The sequence below is a fragment of the Methanocella sp. genome, from assembly GCF_035506375.1.
Lineage (GTDB): Archaea > Halobacteriota > Methanocellia > Methanocellales > Methanocellaceae > Methanocella.
The window spans coordinates 1-15,890 of sequence record NZ_DATJPM010000060.1 but is presented as its reverse complement, the minus strand read 5'-3'; the positions used below and the strand labels follow the sequence as shown (position 1 = coordinate 15,890).

The following is a 15,890-nucleotide window of genomic DNA, read 5'->3' as shown; positions in this document are numbered from 1 at the left end:
CTTTTTACCTATAGCATGAAACTATATATATTAATTTACAGAAAGCATTTAAATTAAAAATGGTAGAGTGATTGGTGACCTGATAAACATAGTATAGCGAGGATGGAATTTGGAGATCGTAACCTTTGCGGGGGCACTGCTTGCCGGCGTCGTGAGCATCGCATCGCCCTGTGTGTTGCCGCTATTGCCGGGCGTCATGGCCTATTCAACGGAGAAGAGCAAACTTACACCGCTGGCCATCGTTTTCGGGCTCGCGGCGTCCTTCACGGCCATGGGCGTCATCTCCTCCGTGTTCGGTGCGTTCCTCATGGACTATATGGACTACCTCAAGATAGCCTCCGGCGTTCTTATCATTTTCATGGGCTTGTATATCCTTTCCCAGACTGTCGAAGACTTTTTGCTGGTGATCTGGCAGCGCCTGCCATTCTCGCGGATCGCGAGGCCTGACGTGGATAGTGAAGGCTTTTTAGGCGGCGCGCTTCTCGGGGTGAGCCTCGGCATCGTGTGGATGCCCTGCATCGGCCCGATGCTTGCATCGATCCTCACTATAGTCGCCCAGCATGGCACTATCATCTACGGTGGCGCTCTATTGCTCACGTACTCGCTGGGCCTGGCGATACCCATGCTCATCGTCGCATACTCGTCCAATCTGGTTTCCGATAAGCTCCGGGATATCTCAAAATATTCTATGGGCATCCGCAAGGTCGCGGGCGTCATCCTGCTTTTTGTAGGGGTTTATTACCTGTCTTTCATGGGCTTCCTGCCCTCGCTGCCGCTGCCGTCTATCATTTAAATCATATGTTCGGAGAATATTGGCAAATTGCTTGAGCTGTAACTGATTCTCGGACATTCTCCGACAGCATAACGTGTAAGCCAGGACCAATAATTTTAATCATAACATAGGAAGGTAAAAATGAATCATATCTCCTGCTTATAATAGCAGGAGGTAAAAGTTAAAGTTAATTTTTCCTGCACTTTAAGACAATCAACGTCGCCAGGCATCCCGCAATTAGTAGCGATAATACCGGCGGGATCAGGTAAGGCGTCGGCTGCGGCGTCGCCGTTGATGCCGGCACAGTTGCCGTAACGACCGGCGTCGCGGTCGCAGGAGCAGCCGTCGGAGTAGCGGTAGGCGCAGAGGTCGGCGTTATAGTCGGCACCGCCGTAGGCGCGGATACGGCTACAGGAGGTATGCCGCCCCCGCCCGTTCCGGGGCTGGAAGAGTCAATGCCGAATGCAGAGGAATAGCCTTCGCCGAGAATGGGGTCATAGGCATAGATACGATATGGCGTGGGGCCATTGGGCCCGACGTCAGAGGCATTCGTCGCGTTATAGCTCGCATTAACGCCGAGGATCTGATAATACCCGTCGGCGCCGGACGTCGTGTTGAAGTACTCCTCGCTGGCGTTCGAGGCGTTAACGACCGCGATATAGGCGCCCGCCAGGCCGGTCGTATTTGTCGAAGCCGTCACGCGCCCCGTGACTGCGCCCGTCTTACCATCCAGCGCTGGAGGCATTTTCATGCCCGTATATGCCGGCTTAGAGGCCATGGCACAAAGGCCCGCGGTCAGGATCAGGATGACCGTACACGTTATAATCGTCGTTCTCATGATTCCGCTCATATACATAACCCCGTATACTCATCGACTGCCCTCACATCGATGGTCGACTTTAATAATCCTATTTAATCATGCAAATTAATAAACGCTTGTATATAGGGTTTCTATCACATCCGGTAAAAATAGAAAAGTCAGTCTGGATCATGTTTGGCCGGATAGCACTTTTAGTATGAGGTCGCCGTACTTATCGGCCTTGGCCTGGCCTATGCCGTAGACGCCCTGCAGCTCCCCCTTTGTTTTTGGCTTCTTCGCTATGAGGTCGTATATGGTCTTATCCTGAAATATCGTGTAGGGCGGGACCTTCAGCTCCGAGGCCTTAGCCCTTCTGGCGTCCCTCAGCGCTTTTTCCAGCGCCCGGTCCTCATCCGAGACCGCAGGCCCTGCCGCCGTCGGAGCGTTCTTCACCGGCGATGCCGGTGTGCCCTTATCGAACGGCGCCTGGCACATCTCGATATTTCTGAAGGATACAGAGAGCCGTTCTCCGTTGCTTTCAGCGCTTATCTTCATGCCGTTCTCTTCGTTGACCTGGATGATGTGCGCCCTGCCCATGTAATTCCTCGGGTAGACGCCTTTATCGGCGTGTACTACCACCGAGGAGTCGGGCTTGATCAACAAGACGACGCTGCCGTCGTAGGAGTCCTTTGTCTTTCCCTCGTACTCAACTCCGGCCTCGCCTGCAATGACATAGTATTTTCCTGGTGTCAATTCGATTACCTCCCTGGTGACGTTTTTGGCCGTTTTTACCGGCCCGTTGTCGATGGCGGGCCTTTCAAGCTTTATGGTCGTTTTCCACGTATCCGCAGGCAGCATCGTATCCACGTAATCTATTGTGATCTCGACTGGCGTTTCGCCCGATATTTGAAGCTCCACGGGTATCGTGCGGGAGCTATCCCTTCCCAGGTATAGCCGGTCGCTTTTAACGACCATGCCGCTCGCCTTTATCTTAACGGCGAGCTTGCCGTCGGCGCCGACATTACGCAGGGTTATCGAAGTGTTGAGGGCGCCAGATGGAGCTTTACCGGGGACTCCTGTAAGGTCCACTTCGGCTTTCGGCATTTTCCTGGCAGCCTCGACGATATCTATGGCTACCGGCCCCCGTATGCCCATCCGGATCAAGTCTTCGGGCTTCTTATCGGCCGCGTCCCGGAGGGAACGAATGCCCCCGTTGACGAGTAGTTCCATGCTCCTTTCGCCCACGCCCTCGATGGACGCGAGCTCTACGGCCTCTTCCGGGATGCCCTTGTCGATCTGAAGGGAGACCATTCTCACTTTTTTCGAGAGCGCCTCGCCCGAGAACTCCTCGCAGAACCTGGAGAACGCGCTTAAAAGCCGGGAGGCGTTCTGCTTGATGGCCCACGCGTCCGACTTGAGCTCGTCGGGAAGGGTGCGCCCGATGAGGCCGGCAAGGATGGCCCGGACTTTTGCCATGCCGCCCGGGCCCGCATCGATACCCAGCGATTTAAGCGAGGCCATCTCTCCCGGCCGGGCGGCCACGTCGCTGAACTCGGCCGCTCTCGCCACGATGTCCAGCACGTCGTTCGTGCTTAAGGCGCCCCTCATGGCCTGTTCCCGGAATAGTAAGGCCGTCTCCAGCCTCAGGTAGAAGTCCGAGGTGATCGTGCCCAGGGGCGTAGGCGAAAGCACGCCGGTATCCTCCCTGACAAAGCCGTTCCTTATCAGATATTTGACCTTCGTGCCCGCGAGGGGTTCCACGTCGATGCGGCCCTGCGACCGGACGTAGTAGAAAGTGGTCCTTATCCAGTCGGCAGCGTCCCCGGCGCTCTTCACCATGCCCACGGCTATTTCGGCGTTCAGGTGCTCGGCCAGGCTGTGTTCCAGTACGGACTCGATGGGCTTGCCATCCCTCAGCAGAGCCCGGTATTCTTCAGCGCGGCCTGATGGCACTATTACGTAGCCCTTGCCGAGAGTATCGTATCCAGGCCTCCCTGCCCGGCCCAGCATCTGGAGCAGGTCGATGGGGCTTATATCCTTGTTCCCCTGAATGGGGTCGTACATCTCGACGTCCCGGATCACGACGACCCGGGCGGGCAGGTTCACTCCCCAGGCCAGCGTCGACGTGGACACCAGGATGCGGATGAGGCCTTCCCGGAATGCCCCCTCGATGAGGGCCTTATCCTCCGCGGAAAGGCCCGCGTGGTGGAAGGCGATGGCGCAGGGCAGGCATGCCTTAAGCTTTGCGTTCGATGCCTTATTTCTTATCTCCTGAAGCCTGATGGCCTCGAACGGCGGGAGCATGTACGGGTAGTTTTTCCGCACGATCTCGCATAATTTCTCGGCGGCCTGCTGGGTATCCTGTCGGGTCGAGACGAAGATCAGGGCCTGGTGGCCGTCGCCGAGCTCGTCTTTCACCAGGTCGAAGGCCTTGTAGAGCCGGACATACTTGTTCAGGAAGTCGTTAGGCTTGGGATAGTAGGGCAGGACGCTCGTTTCCAGGTCCACCGGCCGGTAGGACCCGTCGAACTCGAGGACGTTCCCCGGTGGCGCGCCGATCCAGCGGGCCACGTCGCCGATGTTGGGCATCGTGGCGCTCAATGCGACGGTCCTCAGCATTTTATGGTTCTGGGCGCTGATACGCCGCATGCGGCTGATCACTGCCTCCAGGGTGCCGCCCCTGCTATCGGAGTCGAGCAGGTGGACTTCGTCCACGATTACCAGGGCTACGTCCTGGACGAAGGCGTAGCGCTCCTGCTGGTACTTTCGGGTCGCCGAATCCCACTTCTCGGGCGTCGTGATGATCACGTTGGCCGACCGGGCCTCGGACGGGTAGAGCTCCCTCTCGCCCGTGACCACGTAGACCTTGAACCCTAGCTTGGAAAGTACCCGTTTCCACTCCGCTTCTTTTTCGTTCGTCAGGGCCCTCAGCGGGGCGATGAAGAGAATCTTGCCCCGCTCCGCCTTGCCCAGTTCCCGCACCATGGCCGCTTCCGCCAGCACGGTCTTGCCGCTGGCCGTGGGGGCCGAGACCACCGCGTTATCGTCCGATGCGAGGATGGTGGGCACTGCCTTCGACTGCATGCGGTTGAAGTTTCCGTAGGGGAACATCTCCCGGAACCGTTCGTCGATGATGTCCGCGACAGGGAGCGTGTCGCTCCCCGGGAGCATTTTGTTCATTTTAGGGCCTCTATCATGCCAGTTTTTTGTGCTGCCTGGCAGATAAAGTATCGTAGGCACATAGTAGTATATATTTGCTTAGTTACCCCATGGTGAAAATAATCATTATAAAAAAATTTATTCCACCAGCCCATCGATGCGCCCGGCAATAAAATCGGCATACGTAGGTATATCAACATTTTCAGGCGAATTCCTTCGGTGGATATACAGCCGGTTCTCCTGCTCGAGCTTCGAGTGCTCCTTGACGATCTCGATAGCGAAGCCCTCGAGCTTTTGCCGGAACTCGTGGATACAGTAGATCATGAACTTCTCGAACTTCTCCTCGTCGTCCACTTTCTCCAGCAGGCCTGGGTGCTGCTCGAGGGCGTCGAAGAACAGGGCGACGAACGAGTTATACTGGTCCTGGGACCTGAAGTGCAGGCGCTTCTGCGTGTTGATGCCCCCGATCTCCTTTATAAGGTTGATGTCCTCGCCGCCCTTCAGCTTACCCGCCTCGGCGCATATCGTCCGGTACATGAGCTCGTGCACGACGGAGGGCAGCTTGTAAACGAGGAGCTCGCTGAGCAGCTTCGACTCGTTGAAAGCGTTCACGTCCTCCTTGATGAGCACATGGATTATGTAATCTGCTATATGTTCATAAATGGCCGTGTCGAGGTGGCTGTTATTGTATTTGCTCGTATCGGCTTTCACGTTGAATACCTCTGGCTTTTCATGATTAAGACATCACTAATAGGTCGGGCATCATAATATGATTTTCGTTAAAACATCTCATGGCGATCTCAGTGCGACATAGTCAGTGATATCAAGCCTTAGTACCAGCGAGCCCTTTGACGAGAGTGTATCGATGTCCAGGTCTTTGTAGCCGTGCCTGGCGGCCACGTTGCGCTTCCCGCCCCGCGAGCCGATCGACTCTAGAAGGGCTTCAGAGACCATTTTCTTCTCCGCCGAGTCGGACACCTCGACGAGAATGCCCAGGAGCGTGGCGCTTTCGTACTCGGTGATGTCGTCGTTGAACCGGTCTACCTCGACGCTGACATGAGGGTCCTTTTTAAATAGTTCCACTTTTATTCCATAGTTCGCAAAATGAAAATACATCTTTCCCCGCAAGCATACATAGTCGAGCGGTATGATGTAAGGCTGGGGCCGGTCGTTGAACGCCATCCGGCATATGCGGCATCGTTGCAGGAGCCTTTCCATCTCCTGTTTCGACATGGCCGGCAGCCGGTAGACTTCCTGGCCCGTACTCTCTCCTGCCATCTCCATCCTTTCCCACCTTAAAGGATATTTTTTCGCTGGCGGATAAAGGCGACCGATAATAAGAGGGAAAAACTTGATGGCCTAAACGGAGAATAGCGGCCTAAAATTTATTCGGGGACGAACTGGTTGAGCTTTAGCTGCTTGTCCTCGCACTTTTCGCCGGGTATCTCGATAGGATAGACGCCTGTCAGGCAGCCGGTGCAGAGGTCTTCCTGCGGGATGCCGATGGAGTTCACGAGGCCATCCAGCGAAATGTAGTAAAGCGAGTTGGCGCCGATCAGGAATTCCACGCCTTTGACCGTCTTGTGGGCGGCGATGAGCTCGTCCCGGGTGGCCATGTCGATGCCCAGATAACAGGGAGAAATGATGGGCGGGCTGCCGATCCTGGCGTGGATCTCCCGGGCACCGCCCCTGCGCAGAAGATCGATGATGCGGCGGGAGGTCGTGCCCCGCACGATGCTGTCGTCGATGAGAATGATGTTCTTGCCGTCGATGTTCGACCGCACCGTGTTGAGCTTCAGCCGGACCGCGGTCTCCCGCATCTGCTGGCCCGGCATGATGAACGTGCGGTTCACATAACGGTTCTTAATGAGCGCCTCGGCGTATGGTATCTGTGAACCGGTAGAGTACCCGATGGCCGACGTGATCCCGGAGTCGGGGACTGGCGACACGATATCCGCCTTCGTCGGGCACTCGGCGGCCAGCGTCTGGCCGATCGTGTGCCGGACCTTGTAGACTAGCTTGCCGTCGATTATGGAGTCCGGCCTGGCGAAGTAGACGTACTCGAACATGCAGTGCGCGTGATTTCGGCACCTGATCAGCTTATGGCTCTCGATCTTTTCGCCCAGTACGACCATCTCGCCGGGTGCCACGTCTCTGACGAGCTCGCCGTTGAGCGTGTCGATAGCGGCGCTTTCGGACGCCAGGACGAATCCGCTATCTACGCGGCCGATGCATAAGGGCTTAAAGCCCAGAGGGTCCCGGACGCCGATGACCCGGTCGCCGATGAGAATGACTAAAGAATAGGAGCCTACCAGCCGCTTCATTGTCTCCCTTACGGCCTCCACTATGTCGTTCCGGATGAGCTCGCGGGCCAGCATCTGGGCGATTACCTCGGTATCCGAATCCGAAGTGAAGATGCGCCCCTGCGCTTCCAGCTCCTTTTTTAATTCGCGATAGTTCACCAGATTGCCGTTATGGGCTATGGCAATTGTGCCGTTCTTGTAGGTGACTGTGAACGGCTGGCTATTCTCCAGGCGCGAGCCGCCCGTCGTCGAATAGCGGACATGGCCAATACCGGCATAGCCGGCAAGCTTCTGCAGCCGCTCCCGGGTAAAATAGTCGGTGACCAGGCCCATGCCCTTATCAGAAATAACGGAAGTGCCGTTCGTTATCGATATGCCTGACGACTCCTGGCCGCGGTGCTGGAGGGCCTGAAGAGCGTAATAAATGTACAGCGCGGCGGCATCACTGTTCTTTTCCCCATCGAACCTTACTCCGACGACGCCGCACTTGTCTTTCATACAAAAGCGCTTGTTAACAGTATTACCACGTGTGTCTGGCCATATGGCTGTGCCAGCTCCACTTGTTCATCTTGGACGAGCGGCCGAAACCGCACGAGGCGCAGACTTTCTTGGCGTAGTTGAAGGACACCTTGCCGCACCTTCTGCAGACAACGTGCACCCTCTTCTGGCGCTTACCCTGTGATGGAGTTCCCTTGGTCATAATGATTCACCCTCGAAATGTCACTTATTGTTTAAATGCGTTATGGTTGATGATACGTCAGGGCGACACGTATACGACTGTGTCCCCACGGACGATGATCGTTCCGAGCTTCTTCGATTCCTCGTTCTCCTTGAGCTCTTCCGCGTTATCGAGGACGAGGTTCATGTGCATGTCGTAACCCTGTAATTCGCCTCTGAACTCCCGGCCGCCCTTAAGGCGTACGATCACGGGAGAGTTCAGGGCATCGTTCAAGACGTCCAATGGTCTCTGGCTCATAAAATTCCCCCAGCTAAAATATAATGCTGGCATTGTGTTAATCTCGTATAGTCTATTTAAACCTATCGCATGGATGCGCAGCCAGTAGCGCAGGAAAAGGCGGGAACGGCCGAAGGCTGGAACGGATGGCTCTCGTGCATTCGGGTAATCAGCAAAAGTATTATAGATTAAAATGATATAGAGTTTTTAGCTCAAACTTTTTGAAATACCAAGCGAGGAAGGACCTTTGAGAATCAAGGCCAGACATCATTTAAGAGAGGATGCCGTAAAAAATATCCTTGAAAACCTGAAGGCGAATTTTGGGGAATCGGCCGAGGCAGATCTTATCGGGAAAAAGCTCGAGATCGCCGAGTCCGACGAGGAGCAGGACTTCGTCCTGGTCAACGGGGAGCCGCTGCTTTTTGCGGTGGACGACACGTACTTCCCGACGATACGCGGTGCCCTTAAGATGAAGCCTAAGAAGAAGCGCGTGGTGGTCGATATGGGCGCGGTAAAGTTCGTGGCCAAGGGCGCGGACATCATGAGCCCGGGGATCGTGGACGTCGACACGGATATACGCCGGAACGACCTGGTCATCATCTGCGACGAGGTGCACGGCAAGCCGCTGGCTATCGGCCGGGCGCTGGTGAACGCAGACGCCATGATGGGCAACCGCGGAAAAGCGGTCAAATCGCTCCACTACATAGGCGACCGCATCTGGAAGATGGAAGTCTAGTCATCGGGCCCTAAACGATAAAGTAATTATACTGGTGGCTGCATTACATTTTACGGGGATAAAATGGCCAATAAAGGCATTATGGGAAAATTATTCGGCTCAAAGCCGGCAGACGGATTGGATGATTACACGGAGATCAACCTCGAGGAGATCGAAGAAGCCAAGGGCAGCGGCCCCGCGGAGACGTACGTGCGCGTCGGAGAGCTCTCCGGCCTCGGCCAGATACCCGAGCTGAAGAGGGAGATCTATAACGGAAACATCGTCATCGCGGACATCACGCCGATCAAGGGCGACAGCCTGACCAGGGACCGGGCCCTGAAGGACCTCAAGCAGGTCGCCCTGGACGTTAGCGGCGACATTGCCATGATCAACGACAGCCAGATAGTCGTTACTCCGATGTCTATCAAGATCGACAGGACAAAGTTTTCAAGCAAGTAACGCTCCTCATAGGTTCGATGATAGATTCGGGTCAGGAAAACTTCTCATCTACGTTAGTCAGCTCGGAAAATAAGTGTCCTGTCTGCGGTAGCTCAGTCCATATGTACAGCAACCAGGACAACATTCCTTATTTTGGCGACATCCTGGAAGTCAGTATCTTCTGCCATTGCGGATTCAAGTTCGTCGATACCATCATCCTGAGCCAGAAAGAGCCGCTGCGCCATATGAAGCGGGTCTGCAGCGAGGGCGACCTCTGGACCCGGGTCATACGGTCCACGTCGGGCACCATTCGCATTCCCGAGTGGGGCGTCGAGATCGAGCCCGGCCCGGCCTCCGAAGCCTATATAACCAATGTCGAGGGCGTCATCGAGCGCATCCAGGGAGTCGTGGGCATGGCCAGACGGTGGTCGGAGACCGATGAGGAACGTGAAAAGGCGGACGCCCTCCTGTGCACCATGCAGGAAGCCCGGGATGGCAAGCCGGACTTCACCATAGTCATCGAGGACCCTCAGGGCAACAGCGCTGTCATCGGCGATGGCGTGGAAGTCACGAAGCTCACCGAGGAAGAGGCGCAGGGCCTGCCTTCGGGCATGTACGTTATACAAAAATAATTCCTTTTTCCATTCATTATCTTTTTCAATTATTTGAGTTATGCGGGGAAAACTAAAAGCCCGTAAAAGGTTATTTTCCCGCGCTCTTTGCGGCCTTGCGGTCGAACTCGGCGCCCGCGCAGTCGTCGCAAAGCTGCCCCGTCGCCCAGGTGATGCCCCCGCATTTCGGGCATCTCGGGCCCGCCTGGCGGGACTGCTGGAGCCTGGTCGGCTCCTTTGCATCGCGGCGTGTGTCCATGCCTGGCCGGGCCGTGACCAATGATGTTTCCGGCTTCCTTATCTTTGGAGGCTCTGGAGCGGGCGGCGCCGCCTTTGCTTTAGGCTTGGCTTTTACCGCCAGGTGGCCGACGCCCAGCGAGTCGAGGATGGCCTCGGCGTCGCTCTTGAACTCTTTACGTGTGAGCTCGATGATCTCCTTTAATTCCTCGTCCGTGAACTGGGTCTCGCTGCCCGAGGGGCCGGCCTGCAGCTTCACCAGGTCCACGAAGCTCTTATGCCCATTCTCCGAATCCCGGACGCTCGCCGGCGCTTTCTCCTCCTCCTTCTTCACGCTCCGCCAGATGATCTGGTACGCCTCGTTCGCGTTCCGCTTCACCTGGGCGTCCGGGTAAAACGACGCCAGCGACTGGAGAAATGGCAAGGCTTTGCTCACGTATTCCGGGTGCGTGCGCGCGATGATCCCTATTAGCTTCGCCGACTGGGCCCTGGTCAATTTGTTGATGCTGCCAAGCTGCTTGATGAGGGCGGCCGAGTGGTACTCGAAGTACTCGGGCTTTTGGGCCGCGAGCATCTGGAGAGTATGAAAAATGGTCGTGGAGATACCGGCATGCGTATCGTCCATGGCGGCGATCAGTTCCGGCATCATGAGCGTCGCGTAGTAGTCGTCCGCCTTGACGAAGTAGACCAGGAACCGCACGATCTCGATCTTCAGTTCCTTACGCTGAAGGGCGTCTTTTTTATTGACGGGAGCCTTGAGGAGCGACAGGAGCAGGGTGATGATGAACTCGTTCTTGGCCTGGGGCAGGAAAGGCAGGAGCTCGAGCGCCTTAACCGAGCCGGTGAGGACGCTGATATTATCAGGGTACTTGACCAGGTTGGTCATCAGAGCGTCGGCCAGGCTCTTCACGTCGTCGTCGCTCATCTTCTCGACAATGCTATAGAGCTGGTCGAGCGTATGGTCGTCGCATTCGCCGATGCTGATGATCTGAAGAATGCCCTCGACATTGTTCGTCTGCGGCCTGGACCCGAATAATGGCATATTATATCTCTCCTGGCTTTACTTTCAATGCCCGCTACGAAAGCTTTTATATGCGGGCCTGCCCACCTAATGACTAATTTATATGGCTGAATAATGATAAAGCTTACTTATCGTCTGGAGAAGAGTAGATGAGGATACTCGGCATCGACCCGGGCATCGCGCTCACCGGTTTCGGGGTCATCGACAAGGAGGGCGTACGCATCAAAGCGGGCAGCTACGGCCACATTTCAACTGAGAGCCATACGCCAGTCCCGGACCGGCTAAAGATCTTATATGACGATATGGCCAATATCGTACAGGAATACAGGCCCGACGTCATGGCAGTCGAGGAGCTGTTCTTCAACAAGAACGCCAAGACTGCCATCATCGCCGCCCAGGCAAGGGGGGTCATCATCCTCTCGGCGGTGAACAACGATGTCAAGGTCGTCGAGTACACGCCTCTGCAGGTTAAGCAGGCCGTCATCGGCTACGGGAGGGCGAGCAAGCAGCAGGTGCAGTTCATGGTCAAGGAATTGCTGTGCCTGAAGGAGATACCGAAGCCGGACGACACGGCGGACGCGCTGGCCATCGCAATATGCCACGCCAACTCAGTGGATATCATGAAACAACTGGACAGGAAATCGTAATGATCGCACATCTGGAAGGAAGTCTCGAGTATAAGGGACAGGACAGGATCGTCATCGACGTCGGCGGCGTGGGCTATGACGTTCGGGTGCCTACGCACCTCTATGACCTGCTCCCCGGCGAGGGGGAGCGATGCAAGGTGTTCATCCACACCTATTTCAGGGAGGAGGACGGCACGTCGCTGTACGGCTTCACGACCTGGCAGGACCGGGAGTTCTTTAAGCTGCTGATGACCGTCTCGGGCATAGGGCCGAAAGTGGCGCTGGGCATCATGTCGAGCATAACGGCCTCGGATTTGGCTGAGGCCATCGTGGCCGAGGACGCGAAGGCGTTAACGCAGGTCAACGGGGTGGGCAAGAAGATGGCGCAGCGCCTTATCCTGGAGCTTAAGGACAAGGTGGCGGAAATGGCCATCGAGAGCCATGCTAAGAAACCCCCTGCTGACACGGTCTCGGAGGACGCGGCGTCAGCCCTGGTGGCGCTGGGCTACAGCCGGCAGGCGGCGACCGCCGCCGTGACGAAGGCGCGGGAGGCCGCGCCCGGCCCGTCGAGAGTTGAAGAACTGATCAAGACATCGCTCAGGTATCTATGATAAACGTATCTGAAAACGAAAAAGAGGAAAACAAAGAGAGGATCGTGACTCCCGAGGAGACCGAGGAAGAGCGGATGGCGTCTGCCTTCGAAGGCCTGAGGCCAAAGTCACTGGACGAGTTCATCGGGCAGCGTAAGATTAAGGAAAACCTGAAAGTATTCATCGAGGCCGCCCGCCAGCGGCACGAGCCTCTGGACCACGTATTGTTATACGGCCCTCCGGGCCTGGGAAAGACTACGCTGGCGCATATTATCGCAAAGGAGATGAGCGCCAACATCCGCGTCACGTCGGGCCCCGCCATCGAGAGGCCCGGCGACCTGGCGGCCATCCTGACGAACATCAAGGAAGGCGACGTCATATTCATCGACGAGATCCACCGCCTGAGCCACGTGGTCGAGGAGGTCATGTACCCGGCCATGGAGGACTTCGAGATCGACATCATAATCGGCAAGGGCCCCAGCGCACGTTCCATACGCCTTGAGCTACCGAAGTTCACCCTGGTAGGCGCGACGACCCGGGCGGGCCTTCTGACGTCCCCGCTTCGAGACCGGTTTGGCATGTCCATGCGGTTCGACTTTTACGAGCCGAGGGACCTGAAGACCATCATTGACCGCTCGGCAAAGATCCTGGATATCGATATCAGCGATGAGGGCGCCATGGAGATCGCGAAGCGCTCCCGGGGCACCCCACGTATCGCGAACCGATTATTAAGACGGGTCCGCGACTTCGCGGCCGTCGGAAACCGGGATCTCATCGACCTGGATATCGTCAACGACTCGCTGAACCGCCTTGACGTGGATTATTTAGGGCTGGATGGCATGGACCGGCGGATCCTTAAGAAGATCGTGAAGGACTTCGACGGCGGCCCCGTGGGCGCGGAAACGCTCGCCGTTACGGTGAGCGAAGAGGTGGAGACCATCGAGGACGTTTATGAGCCCTACCTGATCCAGATCGGGTTCATCAACCGCACGCCCCGGGGAAGAGTCGCCACGAAGGCAGCGGTCGAGCACCTCCAAAAGATGAAAGAAATATAAAATGCCAGGGCTCGCTGGCATTTTCTCTTTAGCTCGTCACGTACAGGTTATTATCGATGAAGTAGACGTCCTTGTTCGTCCCGTCGACGAACAGCAGGTGTACCTTGTTATTGTTGAACGTGATCTGGCTGACCTTGGGCAGGGCAGGGTCCAAATTGACCGTGTAGTCGGCGTTATTGAACGTGCGGTTGCTGAAGATGAACTGCCGCAGGTCGTTGTTATCGGCCGTCAGCTTCGTGATCGTGCCATTAAGCTCCGTCAGGTTCTGGGCGTACTGCACCTTGAGCTGGTCGTTCTGCCGGTAGAGGTTGTTATTCTCGACGGCCAGCGCCGTGATCGCCACGAAGCAGATGATGCATACGCCGACCAGGACGATGATCAGCTTGGAGACGATGTCGTTGTACCTGCGCAGCTTTTCCTCTTTTTGACGGTCCTGGTTATCTCTCAGTTTTTTCAGCCAGTCGTTCATTTCAAGCTCGCCCGACGGCGCGGGCTTATCCCCTGCCGGGACCGCCGGGAGGTTGTCGTTAGCCATAGTTGAGCCACCAGATATCTAGTGTACGCTAATAGCGTATATATTTTCTTTAAAATGATGAATCGATTATCTGAAATTAATATATATAGCCTGCATGTTAAAAAGCTTTCCGCTATCTGCCGATTCCGAAATGATTATCACCCTTAGGGTCATATTGTTTATTATACCTTTCTGGATATGTAAATTCATACCCGGGATGTATGAAAAATACAGGGGTAAAACACATGTACGTCTCTGAGATAACAACGGACAACTTCGAAAGTGTAGACATAAAGGCGAAGCTTCAGGAAGTGCTGCCTTTATTCAAGAACACCAACAACCCGGCAGTGCTCGTTTTCGACGGAAAGCAGTACGCGGGCATGGTGACCGAGAAGTCCATCGTACGGTCCATCCATGACCTCAAGACGGGAATCGGCGGGCTGGTTAAAAAGACGCCGAAGATTACCCCGAATACTACTATTTGTGAGGCTGCCAGGCTCATGGTGGAGAACCAGCTGAAGCAGCTTCCCGTATTCGACAAGAAGATCATCGGCGTAGTCACCAACGAGAACCTCATGAAGGAGGCCATGAATATGGACTTCGGCGAGATGTCCGTCGCCAGCATCATGAGCGAGGACACCATCTGGCTGGACGCCGACGACCACGTGGGAAAGCTTATCAACATTTTCCGGGAAGAGGGCATCTCTCGGACGCCCGTCCTGAAGAACGGCAAGCTGGTGGGCATCGTGACCATGCATGATCTGCTCGAGCTCATCCTGCCGAAGAAGATCGGCGCAGGCAAGGACAGCAGGGGCGCCAACAACTCCCCCATGAGGAACATCAAGGTCAAGGACATCATGACGGAGAGCGTCGTTACCGTGGAGCCGGACTCGACCATACGAGAGGCCGTCGACCTCATGCTAGACCGGGATATCCAGGGCCTGGTCGTGGTGGACGGCAGGGCGGTAAAAGGTGTCCTTACCCGCACGGACGTGCTGCTCGCCCTGGCGGCCCTGGAAAAGAAGAAGGTGAGCAACCCGAACTTCACGCTGCAGCTGACCAATGGCAGTCTCGTCGATTTCGACCAGGACTACGTGACGACGTCCATCAAGGGCTTCATCAAGAAGTCGGAGAAATTCCTGGGCCGGGGCACCATTAACGTCTATTTCAAGCAGCACAAGGAGACGTTCCGGGGTACGCCTTTAGTGCTTTGCCGCGTGCGCCTCAAGACCGACCGCCACTATTACAACGCCAAGGGCGAAGGCTGGGGCGCCGACGGCGCATTCCACCTGGCCATGTCGACCCTGGAGCGTCAGGTGCTCAACGATAAGGAGATGCGCGAGGAGCGCCGCTATCCGGACGCGGCCTTCGCCGATAAACTAGATATATTCTGAATGCGATTCTACGGCTGATGGTACGAAGCACCGAAGACCTGGAAGAGCTGACCTGGCAGGAGTTCGAGGAATACATACGGGACTTGCTGGAGCATCACGACTTCGAGGTGCAGTTCCGTAAGGTCTTCAGGACTCCCGAAAGGGGCTACCAGATCGACGCAGTAGCGATACGTAAAGACCTGTGCCTGTGCATCGACGGCAAGAAATACGGCCGCAGCCGGCCCAGGTCTTCCTCTTTAAAGGAGCAGGCCAAGCTCCACTATGAGCGCACGCTAGCCTACGAGGAAAAGATCGGCATCAAGTCCATACCGCTCATAGTATCCTGGCTGGACGACAGCCTCATGGTCGAGAACGGTTGCATCTTCGTCTCCATCGACAGGCTCAACGACTTTTTACTTAACGTGGATGCCATTCTGGATGAGCTGGGATACTGACCACGGCGACACGGAGGCATCACGGAGGACACGGCTTATTATTCACCACGGCGACACGGCGAACACGGCGCTTTTTTATGATCGGCATGGCGGATGCACGGCGACACGGTTTCCTGATAATATTATTAAGCAGGGGGTCTCCGAGGGGTAAGCAAGAGCGCTCCGCGCGGCGTCAGCCCCCTTTAGGAATTAAAAGTCCTCCGTGCCCTCTGTGTCCTCCGTGGTTAATATTAAACCGGTGTCCTCTGTGGTGCCTCCGTACCCATC

At 56.0% G+C, this 15,890-nt stretch carries 18 protein-coding genes; 9 read left to right on the top strand and 9 right to left on the bottom strand.

The annotated features are described in order from the left end of the window. The first annotated feature begins 109 nt into the window (after window positions 1–109). A complete protein-coding gene (locus tag VMC84_RS07920) occupies window positions 110–793 on the top strand; it encodes a cytochrome c biogenesis CcdA family protein (protein ID WP_325379439.1) in 684 nt (227 codons plus the stop codon). A 166-nt stretch (window positions 794–959) separates the two neighbouring features. Here VMC84_RS07920 and VMC84_RS07915 read toward each other — a convergent pair whose 3' ends face one another. The 7 genes from VMC84_RS07915 to VMC84_RS07885 all read right to left on the bottom strand — a co-directional run bounded on the left by VMC84_RS07915 (window position 960) and on the right by VMC84_RS07885 (window position 8,009). Beyond that, window positions 960–1,622: a hypothetical protein gene (locus tag VMC84_RS07915; protein WP_325379438.1), complete on the bottom strand. Its 663-nt coding sequence runs from the start codon at window positions 1,620–1,622 to the stop codon at window positions 960–962. A 138-nt stretch (window positions 1,623–1,760) separates the two neighbouring features. Continuing rightward, window positions 1,761–4,751: a DEAD/DEAH box helicase gene (locus VMC84_RS07910; RefSeq protein WP_325379437.1), complete on the bottom strand. Its 2,991-nt coding sequence runs from the start codon at window positions 4,749–4,751 to the stop codon at window positions 1,761–1,763. Window positions 4,752–4,868: 117 nt separating this feature from the next. Further along, a complete protein-coding gene (locus VMC84_RS07905; RefSeq protein WP_325379436.1) occupies window positions 4,869–5,441 on the bottom strand; it encodes a hypothetical protein in 573 nt (190 codons plus the stop codon). Window positions 5,442–5,519: 78 nt separating this feature from the next. Beyond that, a complete protein-coding gene (locus VMC84_RS07900; protein ID WP_325379435.1) occupies window positions 5,520–6,014 on the bottom strand; it encodes a pyridoxamine 5'-phosphate oxidase family protein in 495 nt (164 codons plus the stop codon). A 101-nt stretch (window positions 6,015–6,115) separates the two neighbouring features. Beyond that, the gene (purF, locus tag VMC84_RS07895; protein WP_325379434.1) at window positions 6,116–7,531 is read right to left on the bottom strand and encodes an amidophosphoribosyltransferase; all 1,416 of its coding nucleotides are present in this window, start codon (window positions 7,529–7,531) and stop codon (window positions 6,116–6,118) included. Window positions 7,532–7,553: 22 nt separating this feature from the next. Continuing rightward, window positions 7,554–7,733, bottom strand: coding sequence for a 50S ribosomal protein L37e (locus VMC84_RS07890; RefSeq protein WP_012901029.1), 180 nt, complete (start codon window positions 7,731–7,733; stop codon window positions 7,554–7,556). Between the two features lie 57 nt (window positions 7,734–7,790). Then, a complete protein-coding gene (locus tag VMC84_RS07885; protein ID WP_012901030.1) occupies window positions 7,791–8,009 on the bottom strand; it encodes an LSm family protein in 219 nt (72 codons plus the stop codon). Between the two features lie 226 nt (window positions 8,010–8,235). On the opposite strand from VMC84_RS07885, the gene VMC84_RS07880 reads away from it, so the two are divergent. The 3 genes from VMC84_RS07880 (at window position 8,236) to VMC84_RS07870 (ending at window position 9,773) form a co-directional block, all read left to right on the top strand. Beyond that, the gene (locus VMC84_RS07880) at window positions 8,236–8,724 is read left to right on the top strand and encodes an RNA-binding protein (RefSeq protein WP_325379433.1); all 489 of its coding nucleotides are present in this window, start codon (window positions 8,236–8,238) and stop codon (window positions 8,722–8,724) included. Between the two features lie 63 nt (window positions 8,725–8,787). Continuing rightward, window positions 8,788–9,162, top strand: coding sequence for a cell division protein SepF (locus VMC84_RS07875; protein WP_349256760.1), 375 nt, complete (start codon window positions 8,788–8,790; stop codon window positions 9,160–9,162). Between the two features lie 17 nt (window positions 9,163–9,179). Beyond that, window positions 9,180–9,773 carry a ZPR1 zinc finger domain-containing protein gene (locus VMC84_RS07870; RefSeq protein WP_325379431.1) on the top strand — a complete coding sequence of 198 codons (594 nt, stop codon included), beginning with the start codon at window positions 9,180–9,182 and terminating at the stop codon, window positions 9,771–9,773. Between the two features lie 70 nt (window positions 9,774–9,843). On the opposite strand, the gene VMC84_RS07865 is transcribed toward VMC84_RS07870, so the two are convergent. After that, window positions 9,844–11,031 carry a hypothetical protein gene (locus VMC84_RS07865; RefSeq protein ID WP_325379430.1) on the bottom strand — a complete coding sequence of 396 codons (1,188 nt, stop codon included), beginning with the start codon at window positions 11,029–11,031 and terminating at the stop codon, window positions 9,844–9,846. Window positions 11,032–11,159: 128 nt separating this feature from the next. Here VMC84_RS07865 and ruvC point away from each other — a divergent pair, with 128 nt between their 5' ends. Genes ruvC through ruvB form a run of 3 tightly spaced genes read left to right on the top strand, consistent with a single transcriptional unit; the run spans window position 11,160 to window position 13,281 of the window. Beyond that, window positions 11,160–11,657 carry a crossover junction endodeoxyribonuclease RuvC gene (ruvC, locus tag VMC84_RS07860; protein ID WP_325379429.1) on the top strand — a complete coding sequence of 166 codons (498 nt, stop codon included), beginning with the start codon at window positions 11,160–11,162 and terminating at the stop codon, window positions 11,655–11,657. Then, the gene (gene ruvA / locus VMC84_RS07855; protein WP_325379428.1) at window positions 11,657–12,247 is read left to right on the top strand and encodes a Holliday junction branch migration protein RuvA; all 591 of its coding nucleotides are present in this window, start codon (window positions 11,657–11,659) and stop codon (window positions 12,245–12,247) included. The genes ruvC and ruvA overlap by 1 nt, the downstream gene beginning before the upstream one ends. Continuing rightward, a complete protein-coding gene (gene ruvB / locus VMC84_RS07850) occupies window positions 12,244–13,281 on the top strand; it encodes a Holliday junction branch migration DNA helicase RuvB (protein WP_325379427.1) in 1,038 nt (345 codons plus the stop codon). Before ruvA ends, ruvB begins: the two co-directional genes overlap by 4 nt. 28 nt (window positions 13,282–13,309) lie before the next feature. Here ruvB and VMC84_RS07845 read toward each other — a convergent pair whose 3' ends face one another. Next, window positions 13,310–13,816, bottom strand: a complete 507-nt coding sequence (locus tag VMC84_RS07845) for a hypothetical protein (protein ID WP_325379426.1) — start codon at window positions 13,814–13,816, stop codon at window positions 13,310–13,312. A gap of 224 nt (window positions 13,817–14,040) precedes the next feature. Between VMC84_RS07845 and VMC84_RS07840 the strand changes: the two genes are divergently transcribed. Both VMC84_RS07840 and VMC84_RS07835 read left to right on the top strand, forming a co-directional pair. Then, window positions 14,041–15,189 carry a CBS domain-containing protein gene (locus VMC84_RS07840; RefSeq protein WP_325379425.1) on the top strand — a complete coding sequence of 383 codons (1,149 nt, stop codon included), beginning with the start codon at window positions 14,041–14,043 and terminating at the stop codon, window positions 15,187–15,189. Between the two features lie 17 nt (window positions 15,190–15,206). After that, on the top strand, window positions 15,207–15,623 hold the full coding sequence (locus VMC84_RS07835) for a restriction endonuclease (RefSeq protein WP_325379424.1): 417 nt from the start codon (window positions 15,207–15,209) through the stop codon (window positions 15,621–15,623). The last annotated feature ends 267 nt before the right edge of the window (window positions 15,624–15,890 follow it).